This window comes from Pseudomonas sp. TWRC1-2, from assembly GCF_049896685.1.
Classification (GTDB): Bacteria; Pseudomonadota; Gammaproteobacteria; order Pseudomonadales; family Pseudomonadaceae; genus Aquipseudomonas.
The window spans coordinates 19,570-35,598 of sequence record NZ_JAFCUU010000013.1 but is presented as its reverse complement, the minus strand read 5'-3'; the positions used below and the strand labels follow the sequence as shown (position 1 = coordinate 35,598).

General features: G+C 62.1%; 13 protein-coding genes. 8 read left to right on the top strand and 5 right to left on the bottom strand.

Going from position 1 to position 16,029, the window contains the following annotated elements; all coding sequences use genetic code 11:
- Position 1: 1 nt before the first annotated feature.
- Entirely contained in the window at positions 2–1,381 is a 1,380-nt protein-coding gene (gene lpdA / locus ACP7B3_RS27470; RefSeq protein WP_426182354.1) for a dihydrolipoyl dehydrogenase, read from the top strand.
- Positions 1,382–1,606: 225 nt separating this feature from the next.
- Positions 1,607–2,626: a branched-chain amino acid aminotransferase gene (locus ACP7B3_RS27465; RefSeq protein WP_145163725.1), complete on the top strand. Its 1,020-nt coding sequence runs from the start codon at positions 1,607–1,609 to the stop codon at positions 2,624–2,626.
- A gap of 137 nt (positions 2,627–2,763) precedes the next feature.
- On the opposite strand, the gene ACP7B3_RS27460 is transcribed toward ACP7B3_RS27465, so the two are convergent.
- The 5 genes from ACP7B3_RS27460 to ACP7B3_RS27440 all read right to left on the bottom strand — a co-directional run bounded on the left by ACP7B3_RS27460 (position 2,764) and on the right by ACP7B3_RS27440 (position 7,965).
- Positions 2,764–3,657: a GNAT family acetyltransferase gene (locus tag ACP7B3_RS27460; protein WP_426182351.1), complete on the bottom strand. Its 894-nt coding sequence runs from the start codon at positions 3,655–3,657 to the stop codon at positions 2,764–2,766.
- 236 nt (positions 3,658–3,893) lie between these two features.
- Positions 3,894–4,727, bottom strand: a complete 834-nt coding sequence (locus ACP7B3_RS27455; protein WP_426182348.1) for a TIGR03915 family putative DNA repair protein — start codon at positions 4,725–4,727, stop codon at positions 3,894–3,896.
- The gene (locus ACP7B3_RS27450) at positions 4,724–5,944 is read right to left on the bottom strand and encodes a putative DNA modification/repair radical SAM protein (RefSeq protein ID WP_242199283.1); all 1,221 of its coding nucleotides are present in this window, start codon (positions 5,942–5,944) and stop codon (positions 4,724–4,726) included. Before ACP7B3_RS27450 ends, ACP7B3_RS27455 begins: the two co-directional genes overlap by 4 nt.
- Before the next feature lie 81 nt (positions 5,945–6,025).
- Complete coding sequence (locus ACP7B3_RS27445; RefSeq protein WP_106578884.1) at positions 6,026–7,363, bottom strand: lysine N(6)-hydroxylase/L-ornithine N(5)-oxygenase family protein; 1,338 nt, start codon at positions 7,361–7,363, stop codon at positions 6,026–6,028.
- A gap of 119 nt (positions 7,364–7,482) precedes the next feature.
- Entirely contained in the window at positions 7,483–7,965 is a 483-nt protein-coding gene (locus tag ACP7B3_RS27440; protein WP_145163719.1) for a sigma-70 family RNA polymerase sigma factor, read from the bottom strand.
- Between the two features lie 256 nt (positions 7,966–8,221).
- On the opposite strand from ACP7B3_RS27440, the gene ACP7B3_RS27435 reads away from it, so the two are divergent.
- From ACP7B3_RS27435 to ACP7B3_RS27410, 6 genes are all read left to right on the top strand, one after another.
- Complete coding sequence (locus ACP7B3_RS27435; RefSeq protein WP_426182344.1) at positions 8,222–9,394, top strand: efflux RND transporter periplasmic adaptor subunit; 1,173 nt, start codon at positions 8,222–8,224, stop codon at positions 9,392–9,394.
- Entirely contained in the window at positions 9,378–11,369 is a 1,992-nt protein-coding gene (locus tag ACP7B3_RS27430; RefSeq protein ID WP_426182341.1) for a MacB family efflux pump subunit, read from the top strand. The genes ACP7B3_RS27435 and ACP7B3_RS27430 overlap by 17 nt, the downstream gene beginning before the upstream one ends.
- Positions 11,362–12,774 (top strand): efflux transporter outer membrane subunit, encoded by a 1,413-nt coding sequence (locus ACP7B3_RS27425; protein ID WP_426182338.1) that lies wholly within the window; start codon positions 11,362–11,364, stop codon positions 12,772–12,774. The genes ACP7B3_RS27430 and ACP7B3_RS27425 overlap by 8 nt, the downstream gene beginning before the upstream one ends.
- A 106-nt stretch (positions 12,775–12,880) precedes the next feature.
- Positions 12,881–13,642 carry an alpha/beta fold hydrolase gene (locus tag ACP7B3_RS27420; RefSeq protein ID WP_426182335.1) on the top strand — a complete coding sequence of 254 codons (762 nt, stop codon included), beginning with the start codon at positions 12,881–12,883 and terminating at the stop codon, positions 13,640–13,642.
- Between the two features lie 109 nt (positions 13,643–13,751).
- On the top strand, positions 13,752–14,519 hold the full coding sequence (locus ACP7B3_RS27415) for a FadR/GntR family transcriptional regulator (protein WP_242199274.1): 768 nt from the start codon (positions 13,752–13,754) through the stop codon (positions 14,517–14,519).
- 239 nt (positions 14,520–14,758) lie between these two features.
- Positions 14,759–15,961, top strand: a complete 1,203-nt coding sequence (locus tag ACP7B3_RS27410; RefSeq protein WP_416363078.1) for an ABC transporter substrate-binding protein — start codon at positions 14,759–14,761, stop codon at positions 15,959–15,961.
- The last annotated feature ends 68 nt before the right edge of the window (positions 15,962–16,029 follow it).

Below are 16,029 nucleotides of genomic sequence, written 5' to 3'. Positions count from 1 at the left end.
CATGTCCCAGACATTACACACCACGCTGCTGATCATCGGTGGCGGCCCTGGCGGTTACGTGGCGGCGATTCGCGCTGGCCAGTTGGGCATCCCGACCATCCTGGTCGAAGGCCAGGCGTTGGGCGGTACTTGCCTGAACATCGGCTGCATTCCGTCCAAAGCCTTGATTCACGTGGCTGAGCAATTTCAGCAAACCGTGCACCACAGCCAGGGTTCGCAGTTGGGCATCGAAGTCGACGTGCCGACGCTGGATATCCGCAAGAGCGTGGAATGGAAAGACGGCATTGTCGATCGCCTGACCACGGGCGTCGCCACGCTGCTGAAAAAGCACAAAGTGCAGGTGATTCACGGCTGGGCCAAGGTGGTCGACGGCAAGACCATCGACGTCGGTGACCAGCGTATCCACTGCGAACACCTGCTGCTGGCCACCGGCTCGAAAAGCGTCAACCTGCCGATGCTGCCGATTGGCGGGCCGATCATCTCCTCCACCGAAGCCCTGGCGCCCACGCATGTGCCCAAGCGCCTGATTGTGGTGGGTGGCGGCTATATCGGTCTGGAGCTGGGCATTGCCTACCGCAAGCTTGGCGCCGAGGTCAGTGTGGTCGAGGCGCAGGAACATATCCTGCCCGCCTATGACGCCGAGCTGACATTGCCGGTGGCCGAATCCCTCAAGCAACTGGGCGTGAAGCTGTACCTCAAGCACAGCGTCACCGGTTTTGAGAACCAGTGCCTGCAAGTGCGCGATCCAAATGGCGACACCTTGTCGCTGGAAACCGATCAGGTGCTGGTGGCTGTGGGTCGCAAACCCAATACCCAGGGCTGGAACCTGGAAGCGCTGAACCTGGACATGAACGGTTCGGCAATCAGGATCGACAGCCGTTGCCAGACCAGCATGCGCAATGTCTGGGCGATCGGCGACCTGAGCGGCGAGCCGATGCTGGCCCACCGCGCCATGGCTCAGGGCGAGATGGTGGCCGAACTGATCAGCGGTAAATCCCGCGAATTCAACCCGGCGGCGATCCCGGCCGTGTGCTTTACCGACCCGGAACTGGTGGTGGTCGGCAAGACCCCGGACGAAGCCAAGGCCGCGGGCCTGGACTGCATCGTGTCGAGCTTCCCGTTTGCGGCCAATGGCCGGGCGATGACGCTGGAGTCGAAAACCGGCTTTGTGCGTGTGGTCGCGCGGCGTGACAACCACCTGATTGTGGGCTGGCAGGCAGTAGGCGTGGGCGTCTCCGAACTGTCCACCGCCTTCGGCCTGAGCCTGGAAATGGGCGCGCGTCTGGAAGATGTGGCCGGCACCATCCATGCTCACCCGACGCTCGGCGAAGCTGTACAAGAGGCGGCTTTAAGAGCCTTGGGCCACGCGCTGCACCTGTAAATCCGCGGTGAGGCTATCGCGGGCAAGCCCGGCTCCCACAGGGGAATGCATTCCAAATGTGGGAGCTGGCTTGCCTGCGATAACGGTGGATCAGCCCACACACATGCTGAACGGCCCACCCACCTGCTCCCACACCGGCCAATAATGCAGTATTGTTGCGCCCATCCAGAAAAAAACCGACAAGCCTGCCTTCGACCAGGCGGTTGACCAGAGATAGAGGGTGTCATGGGTAACGAAAGCATCAATTGGGACAAGCTGGGTTTTGACTACATCAAGACCGACAAGCGGTTTCTCCAGGTCTGGAAAAACGGCGAATGGCAAGAAGGCACCCTGACCGACGACAACGTGCTGCACATCAGCGAGGGCTCCACCGCCCTGCACTATGGCCAGCAATGCTTTGAAGGCCTCAAGGCCTATCGTTGCAAGGACGGTTCGATCAACCTGTTCCGCCCTGACCAGAACGCCGCGCGCATGCAGCGCAGCTGTGCACGCCTGCTGATGCCGCACGTGTCGACGGAAGACTTCATCGAAGCGTGCAAACAAGTGGTCAAGGCCAACGAACGGTTCATCCCGCCGTACGGCAGCGGCGGCGCGCTGTACCTGCGCCCGTTCGTGATCGGTACCGGTGACAACATCGGCGTGCGTACCGCGCCGGAGTTCATCTTCTCGGTCTTCGCGATCCCGGTCGGTGCCTACTTCAAAGGCGGCCTGGTGCCGCACAACTTCCAAATCTCCACTTTCGACCGCGCCGCCCCACAAGGCACCGGCGCCGCCAAAGTGGGTGGCAACTACGCTGCCAGCCTGATGCCGGGTGCCGAAGCGAAAAAATCCGGTTTCGCCGATGCGATCTACCTGGACCCCATGACCCACTCGAAGATCGAAGAAGTCGGCTCAGCCAACTTCTTCGGGATCACCCACGACAACCAGTTCATCACGCCGAAGTCGCCTTCGGTGCTGCCAGGCATTACCCGCCTGTCGCTGATCGAGCTGGCACAGTCGCGCCTGGGCCTGAAAGTGGTTGAGGGCGAAGTGTTCATCGACAAACTGGATCAGTTCAAGGAAGCCGGTGCCTGCGGCACAGCCGCCGTGATCTCGCCGATCGGCGGCATCCAGTACAACGGCAAGCTGCACGTGTTCCACAGCGAAACCGAAGTCGGCCCGATCACCCAGCAGCTCTACAAAGAGCTGACCGGCGTGCAAACCGGCGACGTCGAGGCGCCAGAAGGCTGGATCGTCAAGGTCTAAGCCCAAAAGCCAGCAACACCACAAAACCCATGTGGGAGCTGGCTTGCCTGCGATAGTGGTCTATCAGTGACTGAATAAGTTGACTGATAGACCGCCATCGCGGGCAAGCCAGCTCCCACATTTGCGTTACGGTGTTTTCAGGATTGCGGCGGGATATTCACGGCGACCTTCTTGCCCATACTGATCCTCGGCTCCACCCCATACCCCAGCGCCTCATAAAACCCCACCACCGCATCATTGCCGCCCGTAATCTGCAAATTGATCTTCATGCACCCCAGTGCAGTCAGCGCCTGTTCGGCATACCGCACCAACGAAGCCCCCAGGCCCTGCCGGCGATAATCGCTGTGCACCGCCACCGAATACAGCCAACCACGATGCCCGTCGTAACCGGCCAGAATGCTGCCGATCACAGCCTTTTTATCCGTGGCCACAAAAAACAACCCATCGTTGACCGCCAGCTTCTTATCAATCGCCACCGTCGGCAGGTTGTGCGCGGTGTCGTACCCGAACGCCTGCTGCCACAAAGCCACCACTTGCGCACGGTGCTGACGGTCGCGATACGGCCCGATGGGGTGGCGGGATAACAGTGCTTTCTCCATCACCAGCGTGCGCTCGTTACCGTGGTAGACATCGCGCACCGTATGGAAACCCATCTTGGTGTAGAACGGCTCGGCGGTCAGCGAAGACGGCACGCTCAAGACCGTCACCCCGGCCTCTCGCGCACGCAGTTCGATCTCAATCATCAGCAACCGGCCAATGCCCTGCCCCTGCAATGCCGGGTTGACGAATACCGAGCGCACCACATTGGCATCCAGCGCCGCAGTGGCGACGATCACCTGCCCCTGCACCGCCACCAGCACAACCCGACGCTGGAGCAAGGCCAGCACGGCGTCAGGGGTAAAATTGCTCGCCACGCGAGCGATCACATCCGCCGGGTAATCCCGCGCATTGCTGCTGTGTAAGGCCGCCAGGATGACCTGGCTGATCCCCTCGGCATCGGCTGCCTGGGCGAGACGAACGGCGGTAGACATGACTGCTCCTGGCTGAAAACAGATTTCATTAGCACCGCCATACTAATGTGGGAGCTGGGTTGCCTGCGATAGCGATCTATCTGTTAGTACAGTTGGCACTGATACACGGCCATCGCCGGCAAGCCAGCGCCCACTAAATCAACAGTGGGAGGGAGCTTGCTCCCGATAAGGGCGTGTCTGGCGATGCATTCGGTGACTGACACACCGCTATCGGGAACCAGCCCGCTCTCGCCTTTTTAACCGTGCCCGCTGGAAATACGCTTGCCCGGCTTGGTACCAATCAGCTTTGCCTGCCCATCGCGCTGCTTGCCCGTCCGCGCCTCGCTGATCAACCCCGGAATCAACTTTCCCTCCGGCAGGTTCTTCCAGAATCGACTGGGCAAATGTCCTTCCATCACCTTGGGGTTCAAGCGCGCCGGGTTGAAGATATGGCTGTAGTAAGTCAGCCACATGGCGCTGTGAGGGTCTTCGACCTTTTGCGCCAGTTGCTGCCAGGCTTCGGGGCATTCACGTTGATGAATCAACTGCTGACCGTCGTAATAGACCCCATCCAGCGGCGTGGCGATCATCCAGCGATGGCGGCCCATGCGCCCGATAAAGTGCTGACTGGCTGATTTCAATATGTCATGGGCCGGCTCATGCCAGGCCACGTACTCCGGTAACTCCGGCCCGGCCTCTGGGGGCAGCGCGATAAACCGCACAAATGCGTGCAGGTGATGAGCTTCGCGACTGACCTGCTTGATCCGCCGTTGCAACTCACTGCCCAGCTTGTCCCCGGCCAGCATGGCGGTACGGTCGCCATGACTGACACGCCACAGCACTTCGTAGAGCAAGCTCCAACGCTGATCGCCGTGATAGCAGGCGGCCGATTCCAACAGCGCCAACAGCGCCTTGGGAATTCGCGCCTGGAACGGCCCAAGCTGCTCAGGAATCGGCTCGTCAGTGGCAAACAGGTCCGCCACCTCGGCCTCGCCCCAGCTCACCTGACTGGGGTCAACCTGATGGCTGAGCAGCCAGCGCGCCTGTTCGCGCCAGGTGCTGAACAGGTTGTCGCATTCCAGGCTGATCATCCCCACAGCCCCATTTGCTGAGGCTGCGGGCGGTCGCGCAGTTGCTCGCGCAACAACACGCTGGTGGTGTCGGCCTGTTGTGGGTGGTAGTCGCTGGTGATGAAAAATGGCTTGGCCTTGGCCAGCACGCAGCGCATGCGCGCCAGGTCTTCGAAACGGATCTTGCGTTCGCGGCGCAGGTCCACCAGGCGTTGAGTAGTGCGCAGGCCGATGCCGGGGATGCGCGCAATCAACGTGGGTTCGGCGCGATTCAAGTCCAGCGGAAACACCTCGCGATGCTCCAGCGCCCAGGCCAGCTTGGGGTCGATGTCCAGCGCCAGGTGACCGGGGCCTTCAAACAGCTCGTTGGCGCTGAAACCGTAACTGCGCAACAGAAAATCTGCCTGATACAAACGGTGCTCGCGCATCAGCGGCGGCGCCGCCAGGGGCACGCTTTTCGGGCTGTTGGGGATGGGGCTGAACGCCGAATAATAGACGCGGCGCAACTTGAAGTTGCCGTACAGCGCCTCGGCGCCGTGCAGGATGGTGCTGTCGTCGGTTTCATCGGCGCCGACGATCATCTGCGTGCTCTGCCCGGCCGGCGCGAAACGCGGCGCGCGCGGCTCGTTAAGCACGGTTTGTTCACCGGTGTAGATGGTTTGCATCGCCTGTTTGATCGAAACGATCTGCTTCTCCGGCGCCAGGGTTTGCAGGCTGGCATCGGTGGGTAACTCGATGTTCACGCTGAGCCGATCGGCATAGCGCCCGGCCTCGGCGATCAGTGCCGGGTCGGCTTCGGGAATGGTCTTGAGGTGGATATAGCCGCGAAAATCATGCTCTTCGCGTAACAGCTTGGCGACCCTGACCAGTTGCTCCATGGTGTAGTCGGCCGAGCGAATAATGCCGGAACTGAGAAACAGCCCGCTGACGCAATTGCGCCGGTAGAAATCCAGCGTCAGGGTGACCACCTCCTCCGGGCTGAAACGCGCACGCGGCACGTCGCTGGAGCGGCGGTTGACGCAGTATTGGCAGTCGTAAAGACAGAAATTGGTCAGCAACACCTTGAGCAACGACACGCAACGGCCGTCAGGCGTGTAACTGTGACAGATGCCCATGCCGTCGGTGGAACCCAGCCCGGCCTTGCCCTCGGAACTGCGCTTGGGCGCGCCACTGCTGGCGCAGGAAGCGTCGTACTTTGCGGCGTCGGCGAGGATACTGAGTTTTTCGATCAACTGCATGGAGAGCTACCGATACTGGTTTTTTGTACAGTACCAGTAGCTCAACCTTGGCGCCAGTGCCGTCTGTAGGACTGTGCCCGATCAGCTCGCAGTCGCAAGGAGCAGGTCCTGCACCGAGCGTGCTTTGCCCCGATGGCGATCGTTTTCATACAACGACGCCGCGATCTCGTCCGCCCGAATCGGCAGTACCGACAGCAAGGTATCGCTCAAGCCATGGCTGGCCTGGCTGAAGCCCTGGATATAAATGCCGGCCTTGCAGCGCTCGTCGGTGACGATGCGGTAGTCGCGCGCCACCTCGAAGTCGCCCATATAGGCTTCCAGCGGCGCGAGCAGTTCGCGGTGCATCTGGCGCTCGTAACCGGTGGCCAGGATCACCGCGTCGTAATGGCTGACGCTGGTTTCGCCGCTGGCGTTGTTGCGCAAAGACAGTTCGATGCCCAGCGGGCTGGCGCTGGCTTTCTCGACCACGGTCATGGTGCGGAACGCCTGGCGGGCGACACCGGAGACTTTCTGGCGATAGAAAATGCCGTAGATGCGCTCGATCAGGTCCAGGTCAACCACCGAATAGTTGGTGTTCTGGTACTCGGCCACCAGGCGTTCGCGCTCGGCGCCGACCTGCTGGAACACCAGGTCGGTAAACGCCGGTGAGAACACTTCGTTGACGAACGGGCTGTCGTCGGCGGGCTTGAGCGCCGAACCGCGCAGGATCATGTCGACCTGCACCGACGGGAAACTGTCGTTCAAGTCGATAAAGGCTTCAGCCGCGCTTTGCCCACCGCCGATGATCGCAATGCGCATCGCCTTGCCTTCAACACACGGCTGCTGGGCCATGCGTGCCAGGTATTGGGAGTGGTGGAACACGCGGCCATCATCCTTGAGAGCCTTGAACGCCTCAGGCACACGCGGCGTGCCACCGGCACTGACCACCACCGAACGGGTGGTACGCACATGCTGTTCGCCCAGCGCGTCACGGGAGATCACGCGCAGTGCTTCAACGTGTTGCTGTTGCAGGATCGGCTCGATGGCCAGCACTTCCTCGCCGTAGCGCGCCTGGGCCTGGAACTGCCCCGCGACCCAGCGCAGGTAGTCGTTGTACTCCATGCGGCACGGGTAAAACGTGCCCAGGTTGATGAAATCCACCAGGCGGTCGTGGGCCTTGAGGTAGTTGACGAAGGAATAAGGGCTGGTGGGGTTGCGCAAGGTCACCAGGTCCTTGAGGAACGAAATCTGCAGTTCGCTCTGGGTCACCAGGGTATTGCCGTGCCAACGGTAATCGGCCTGTTTGTCGAGAAACAGCACGTCCAGTTTGCCCTGGGCTTTTTCGCGCTCCTGCAGGGCGATGGCCAACGCCAGGTTCGAAGGGCCGAAACCGATACCGATCAGGTCGTGAACCGCGGGCGAAGCAATTGCCTGTGTCATTCCAGTGTCCTCTGGATAAGCCCCTTGGCGGTGGGGCGGGAATACCTTCAAGACCTGCACAACAGGTCATGTGTTGATAGGAAACGAGGACAGTGAAATAAAATTTAACTGATCATTGATCAGTGCGCGTCCCACTCGCGCATGCGCACCCGGCAATGCTTCATGGCGTTGACGATGTGTTTTTCCACCAGGCTGCGGGAAATACTCAGGCGTTCGGCGATTTGCGGGTGGGACAGGCCGTCGAGTTTGCGCAGCAGGAAGCTGTCGCGGCACGTGGCCGGCAGCTCGGCCAGGGCACGCTCAAGCATTTCAAGGCGCTGGTCCTGATCGTGGCAGGCATGCGGCGAACTGGTGGCGAAACGCTCTTCGGTGTCCAGCACGTCCAGGGGTTCGGACTGGCGCAAGGCGTTACGCCGATGACCGTCGATTACCAGGTTCAGCGCGGTGCGATACAAAAACGCACGCGGTTGTTCGATCGGCGTGTCACTGGAGCGCTCCAGCACTCGGACATAAGCGTCATGCACCACATCCTCGGCCACCTGACGGTTGCCCAGCTTGGCGTTGAGGAAACACACCAGCTCGCGATAGTAGTTTTCCACCATGACTCCCGGCCGTCAGGGGCGACGGCATCAAATCCTTGAGTACTAAAGAAGACAGGCCATGGATGATGGCAGTTTGAGTGCGTGCAATTTATAGTAATTCTCATCTACTTTTAAAGAAGTCTTGCATCAATGCGCGAGTTTTTTATTCCATAGAGCTGTTTCCGTGTATGTAAACGCCTAAATCTGCGAGCAATTTTCTCGTATAACACTCAGCCCCCCGCAACTGCGGCCCTCACTTCCTGGCTGGAACCAACGCATGAAACGCCCTCGCCCCGCTCGACGCGCCCTGCTCGCTGTCGCGTGCCTGATCCCCATCCTTGCGGTGGCCGCCTGGCAGGTGCTGCCGCCCGGCCGCGATACGCTGTCCACTGTCACCGTCACCCGCGGCAATATTGAAAACAGCGTCACGGCGCTGGGTACGCTGCAACCGCGCCGGTATGTCGACGTCGGCGCCCAGGCATCCGGGCAGATCCGCGAGATTCATGTCGAGGCCGGGGATCAGGTCAAGGAAGGCCAGTTGCTGGTGGAAATCGACCCTTCCACGCAACAAGCCAAACTCGACGCCAGCCGCTATTCCATCGAAAATCTCAAGGCCCAGCTGCAGGAACAGAAGGCCCAGCACGAACTCGCGCGCCAGAAATACCAGCGTCAACAGCGCCTGGCCGCCGGCAACGCCACCCGCGAGGAAGACGTGCAAACCGCCAAGGCCGAACTGAGTGCCACCCAGGCCCGGGTCGAGATGTTCCAGGCACAGATCCGCCAGGCCCAGGCCAGCCTGCGCAGCGACGAGGCGGAATTGGGCTATACCCGCATCTACGCGCCCATGAGCGGCACCGTGGTGGCGGTGGACGCACGGGTCGGCCAGACCCTCAACGCCCAGCAACAGACGCCGCTGATCCTGCGCATCGCCAAGTTATCGCCGATGACCGTGTGGGCCGAAGTCTCCGAAGCCGACATAGGCCACGTCAAACCGGGCATGACCGCCTATTTCACCACCCTCGCCGGTGGCAGCCGGCGCTGGACCAGCACCGTGCGCCAGATCTTGCCGATACCGCCCAAGCCGCTGAATGAAACCAGCCAGGGCAGTGGTAGCCCCAGCAGCGCCAGCAAAAGCGGCAGTGGCCGCGTGGTGCTCTACACCGTGCTGCTGGATGTGGACAACGCCGACAATGCACTGATGGCCGAAATGACCACCCAGGTGTTTTTCGTTGCCAGTCAGGTCAAGGACGTACTCACCGCCCCCGTGGCGGCCTTGCTGGGCAGCCACGGCCCCGACCGGCCGTTCGCGCGGGTGGTGGCCAAAAACGGCGACATCGAGGAGCGCCCGGTGCGCCTGGGTATCAGCGACCGCCTGCGGGTCGAAGTGCTTGAGGGCTTGAACGAAGGCGATCACCTGCTGATCGGCCCGGTCGATGGCAACGGGGGTTGACTTGACCACGCCGCTGATCGAACTCAAGAACATCCGCAAATCCTACGGCGGCGGCGACAGCCCGCAGGTCGACGTGTTGCGCGGGATCGACCTGTCGATCCATGCCGGGGAATTCGTCGCCATCGTCGGCGCGTCGGGCTCCGGCAAATCCACGCTGATGAACATTCTCGGCTGCCTTGATCGCCCCACCGAGGGCGACTATCTGTTCGCCGGCGAAAACGTCGCGCACCTGGACAGCGACGAACTGGCCTGGCTGCGCCGCGAAGCCTTTGGTTTCGTGTTCCAGGGCTACCACTTGATCCCGTCGGGCTCGGCTCAGGAAAACGTCGAAATGCCGGCGATCTATGCCGGCATCAGCGCCGCCGAACGGCACGCCCGCGCCAAGGCGCTGCTGACCCGCCTGGGCCTGGCCGACCGCACCGGCAACCGCCCGCACCAGCTCTCCGGTGGCCAGCAACAACGCGTGTCCATTGCCCGCGCCCTGATGAACGGCGGGCATATCATCCTCGCCGACGAACCCACCGGCGCCCTCGACAGCCACAGCGGCGCCGAGGTGATGGCGCTGCTGGATGAACTGGCGGGCCAGGGCCACGTGGTCATTCTGATTACCCACGACCGCGAAGTGGCGGCGCGTGCCAACCGCATCATCGAGATCCGTGATGGCCTGATCATCAGTGACTCGGCAACCCGCGATACCCACGTGCCCGCCACCGCCCACAGCGGCGCGCTGCAAGCCGTGGACCTGCGCCAGCGCCTGGCCGACGGTGCCGAACACAACGGTGCCTGGAAAGCCGAACTGGTGGACGCCGTGCAAGCGGCCTGGCGGGTGATGTGGATCAACCGCTTCCGCACCGCGCTGACACTGCTGGGCATCATCATCGGCGTGGCGTCGGTGGTGGTGATGCTGGCGGTGGGCGAAGGCAGCAAGCGACAGGTCATGGCGCAGATGGGCGCGTTCGGCTCCAACATCATTTACCTGAGTGGTTCCTCGCCCAACCCGCGCACGCCGCTGGGCATCGTCACCCTCAACGATGTCGCGGCCCTGGCGGCGCTGCCCCAGGTCAAGCGCATCATGCCGGTCAATGGCAGCGACGCGGGTGTACGCTTCGGCAATCTGGATTACCTCGCCTACGTGGGCGGCAACGACGTCAACTTCCCGGAAATCTTCAACTGGCCGGTGGTCGAGGGCAGCTACTTCACCGAGGCTGACGAGCACGCCGGGGCCACCGTCGCAGTGATCGGCCACCGTATCCGCGAGAAGCTGTTCAAGAACGTCGCCACCCCGATCGGCCAATACATCCTGATCGAGAACGTGCCTTTCCAGGTCATCGGTGTGCTGGCTGAAAAAGGCTCCAGTTCCGGCAACAAAGACAGCGATGACCGTGTCGCCATTCCCTACACCGCCGCCAGCGTGCGCCTGTTCGGCACCTACAACCCCGAATACGTGGCAATTGCCGCCGCCGATGCGCGCAAGGTGCATGAGGCCGAACTGGCCATCGACCAGTTGATGCTCAAGCTGCACAACGGCAAGCGCGACTACCAGTTGACCAACAACGCGGCAATGATCCAGGCCGAGGCGCGCACGCAGAACACCTTGTCGTTGATGCTCGGCTCGATTGCCGCGATTTCCCTGCTGGTGGGCGGTATCGGCGTGATGAACATCATGCTGATGACCGTGCGCGAGCGGACGCGCGAGATTGGTATCCGCATGGCCACCGGTGCGCGTCAGCGCGACATCCTGCGCCAGTTCCTCACCGAGGCGGTGATGCTTTCGGTGGTCGGCGGGCTGTTCGGCATCGCTCTGGCGCTGCTGGTCGGCGGCGTGCTGGTGCTGGCCGAGGTGGCGGTGCAATTTTCCTTGTTGGCGGTGTTTGGCGCGTTTGGCTGTGCGTTGGTCACCGGTGTCGTATTCGGCTTTATGCCGGCCCGTAAAGCTGCCCGGCTCGATCCGGTTAAGGCGTTGACCAGTGAATAAACGATGCATTCCACCGCACCTGTCCGTGCTCAGCCTGTGCCTGTTGCTCAACGCCTGCACCGGCCACCCGCCCCAGGTCGACAGCGGCATCGCGCCGCCCGCCGCGTGGCAATACGCCGAGCGACAGGCCACGCAAGCGACCAACCAGCGTTGGTGGACGCAATTTGGCAGCCCGCAACTCAACCGCCTGATCGACCAGGCCCGGCGCGACAGTTATGACGTGGCGGCCGCCATGGCGCGCGTGCGCCAGGCCCAGGCCAGCGCGGTGATTGCCGGTGCGCCGTTGTTGCCCGAGGTGAATTTCAACCTCACCGCCAGCCGCGAAAAGCTGCTGCGCGGCAGCGGCAATTCTTCCCTGGACGCTACAGAAAGTAATAAAACCGTCGACAGCTTCGACGCCGACCTCACCGCCAGCTACGAAGTGGATTTCTGGGGCGGCCGTGCTGCCGCCCGTGACAGTGCCCTGCAGAGCCTGCGTGCCAGTGAGTTCGACCAGGCCACTGTGGAGCTGACGCTGCTCAGCAACGTCGCCGACCGCTATGCGCAAACCCTCGCCGCGCGCCAGCGCCAACAGATCGCCGAGCTGAACCTGGCGAATGCGCGCAATGTGCTCGACCTGGTCCAGACCCGCTACGACGCCGGCTCGGCCACGGCCCTGGAACTGGCGCAACAGAAGAGTCTGGTGGCGAGCCAGCAACGGCAACTGCCGCTGATTCAACAAGTGGCCGAAGAATCGCTGATCACCCTCGCCGCCCTCCTCGGCCAGCCCGTGCAAGCGTTGAACCTGGGCGCCGAGTCGTTCCAGGCGCTGACCTGGCCGACCATTGGCCCGGGCGTGCCCAGCCAACTGCTGAGCCGCCGCCCCGACCTGGCCCAGGCCGAAGCGCAGCTTGCGGCGGCCAGTGCCGATGTCACGGTGGCCCGTGCGGCGATGCTGCCCACGGTGACCTTGGGCGCCACGCTGGGCTCGGGGTCCTACAAGGCCGAGGAACTGCTGCGCAGCCCGTACTACAGCCTGACCTCGGGCCTGGTGGCGCCGATCTTCAACAATGGCCGTTTAAGCGCCGAACGCGACAAGGCCAGTGCCCGTCAGGATGAGCTGCTGCAGACTTATCGCGGCGCAATCATCAACGGCTTTGCCGACGTGGAAAAGTCCCTGAGCAACATCACGCGCCTGGATCAGCAGCGCGATTGGCAAAGCGAAGAACTGCAACAGGCCCAGACCGCCTTCCGGATCGCCGAAAGCCGTTACCAGGCCGGTGCGGAAGACTTGCTGACGGTGCTCGAAAACCAACGCACGCTGTACGCGGCGCAAGACTTGACTGTGCAACTGCGGTTATCGCGTCTACAAGCCAGCATTGCGCTGTACAAGGCATTGGGTGGCGGGTGGAACGCCGGTTTCTGATAACGAAACTCCGTTGTCCTACACAAACCGTTTAACAAACCTACATTCTTTGACCCGAGGTCCTTGGTAAAAAAGCCGTCTTCAAACGGCTGCCCGGACCCTCTTGATGAAACCCAGCGTTGTTGTAAAAAGCCTGGCGTGCGTCTGCCTCTGGCTGATGGCAAGCCGGGCTTTTGCCGAGCCTCTGATCGCGCCCACGGCGATCGACTGGCTGCTGGATTGTCCCTTCCCTGCCTTTGAACGGCCGGACCCTGAGGTGCTGGAGCGCACCCAATGCGGCAGCGTCAGCGTGCCCCGTGACCACGCCGCGCCCAAGCGTGGCACTGTGCGCCTGGCCCTGACCCGTGTCGGCGCCCGGCAACCGCTGAGCCGCGAGGGTGTGGTGTTCATTCAGGCCGGCGAGCCGCAAAAGGGCCAGGGCGCAACCTTCGTCCTCAAACTGGTCAGCCGCTGGGAGTCCTACGCCACGGCGGCCTATTGCACCCTGACCAACCGTTATGACGTGATCGAACTGAGCCCCCGCGACCTGAGCCAGGAAACCGGTGTGGAACAGGCCGCACGCGATATGGAGTTTGTGCGCGAACAACTCGGCGAGGCGCGGCTCAACTTCATTGGCAATGCCCAGGCCACCCGACTTGGCAGCCGGTACGCCGCGCTGTTTACCGAACGCGTCGCGCGCATGGTCTTGGTCAACGCCGGGCACGCGGAACCCGCCACCTCTGGCGTCGAGCAATTGTTGCTCAAGGAATCATCCCGGCCCGACGCCGTCGCAGCCGGGTGCGTCAACCGCTGGGTCGCGGATTTTCTGGTCAACGGCCAACAGCCGCCTCCCTCTACGCGCTGTCTCGACCCCGGCCGCTGGGAATAATCACTGCGATTACGACCTCTTCGCGCCGAAAACGACACCCTGCGTTGACGCTCTCGACCAATCGTTATTAAGTGCTATTAATCCGCATTAATAGGATCAATAGACGCCCATGCTCAGCCGCCCGTTGCGACGCAAACGCCAGAAGCTCTCCGATGTGATTGTCGAGTCGGTCAAGCGCTCTATCGTCACCGATGCCTTGAAACCCGGCGACCGCCTGCCCACCGAGCGCGAGTTGATGGAAAGCTTCCAGTGTTCCAAAGGCTCGGCCCGTGAAGCGCTCAAAGCGCTGGAAGTGGAAGGCCTGGTGAGTACGCGCACCGGTCCCAGTGGCGGTGCGTATCTGAACCAGGCCGGCACCGAGCCCGCCAGCCGTGCGTTGCGCAACTACCTGCATTTTCAGCACCTGGACGGCGAGCAGGTGTACCAGCTGCGCAAGGTCATCGAAGTGGAACTGGCAGTGTCGGTGCTCGGACGCTTGAGCGAGGACGACTATCAGGCCCTGCAAGACAACGTGGATTTGTGCAGCGCGCCGGAGGACAGCGAGGCCGGCCAGCGCGAACAGCGCCTGGCGGAGCTGGAGTTCCACAACCTGCTGGCCAAGGCCTGCCCCAACCCGTTGCTGAGTTTCATGGCGCAGTTTCTCAACGATTTGCTGCGCGATCTGGTGGTGCTGAAAAAAGCCTACAAGCCCAAGCGCAAGCAGTTCGACGCCGCCAACCTCGACTATCACAAGCAGTTGCTGATTGCCTTTCGTGCCGGCGATGAACGCGCGGTGCGCAGCTTGATGCATGAACACATGTGCGACGCCGAACACCATATGACCGCCCTTGAAGGCGAGGTCAGCCCGCACTTTCTATTGGAGTTCGATCACTCTTAAAAACACCACAGGTCCACCTGTGCAAACCCAATCAAAGTGGGAGCTGGCTTGCCTGCGATGCAGACACCTCGGTGGATCAGTTGAACTGAGTCGATGCTATCGCAGGCAAGCCAGCGCCCACCGTTGACCGAGTTAAACCCGTTGTAGCCAATCATCCAATAACAGGCCTGCCCACAGGCCCTTGCTCCACCGTATCGCCATTGCCGCTCCTGCCAATAACTAAACCAGGGAGTCACCCCATGCAGCGTCGTACGTTGTTGAAAGCCAGTCTTACCGCAGCCGCCGCCCTCAGCCTTCCGCTGGGCGTGCGCTCTGCATTCGCCGCCGAACCCTTCACCTTTTACGGCCTCAAGTCCATGTCTGGCGCCTTTGCCAGCTATGGTAAGTTTGCCGACATGGGTTCGCGGCTCGCGGTGGAACAACACCCCGAGATCCTCGGCCGCCCGCTCAACTACAAGGTCATCGACACCGAAGGCAACGCCGGCAAGGCGGTGCGCAAGGTCCAGGAGGCGATCCAGCAGGACGGCGCACGGTTCTTCCAGGGCTGCACGCTGTCGTCATCGGCCCTGGCGGTGGCCAAGGAAGTCAGCAAGGTCGGCGGCGTGTTCATGACCCCGGTGGGCGCCGATGAGGTGACCGGCAAGGACTGCAACAGTGCGACTTTCCGCTGGTCGGTGCCCACCTACGGCGCGATCCGCGAAACCCTGGTGCCGCTGATCAAGCTGCTGCCGGACGCCAAGCGCTGGTACACCATCACCCCGCAGTACGTGTTTGGCGAAGCCTTGCTCGAAGGCGCCAAAAACGTGCTCAAGGAAAACGGCCTGGAACACGTCGGCAACAGCTATCACTCGCTGCAGGAGCAGGAATTCTCCGGCTACCTGACCAACGCCATCGCCGCCAAACCCGACGTGCTGGTGCTGCTCAACTTCGGCAGCCAGTCATCCAACACCCTGCGCCAGGCGGTGAACTTCGGCATCAAGGAGCGCATGAAAGTGCTGCTGGTGTGGTCCGCCGGCCTCGACCAATTCCAGGAACTGGGCAGCGATGTGCTCGAAGGTGTGTACCTCGGCGCGCAGTACTGGCACCAGGTCGACAGCCCGCTCAACCGTGAACTGGTCAAGCTGACCCAGGCCAAATACGGCATCAACCCCACCTACCCGCTGGCCGCCGACTACATCAGCACCAAGGTCATGCTCGACACCATCATTGCCACCGGCAGCTTCGACGGGCCGACGGTAGCCAAGGCCATGCAGGGCCTGAGTTTTGAAGGCCCCACCGGTAAGGAATCGATCCGCGCCGGCGACCATCAGGTGATCAAGGATTACTACCTGATGATCGGCAAAGCCGCCGGCGACATGGCCGACAAGGACGACCTGGCCAAAGTGCTCAGTGCCGGCCAGTCGTTCCCGCCGGTGGAAGCCACGGGCTGCGTGCTCGGCTGATCCGCTAAACCATCACCGGTTGTACACGACAGGGCCGCCCGCGCGGCCGCCTGTCAGAGGGTTCCTGC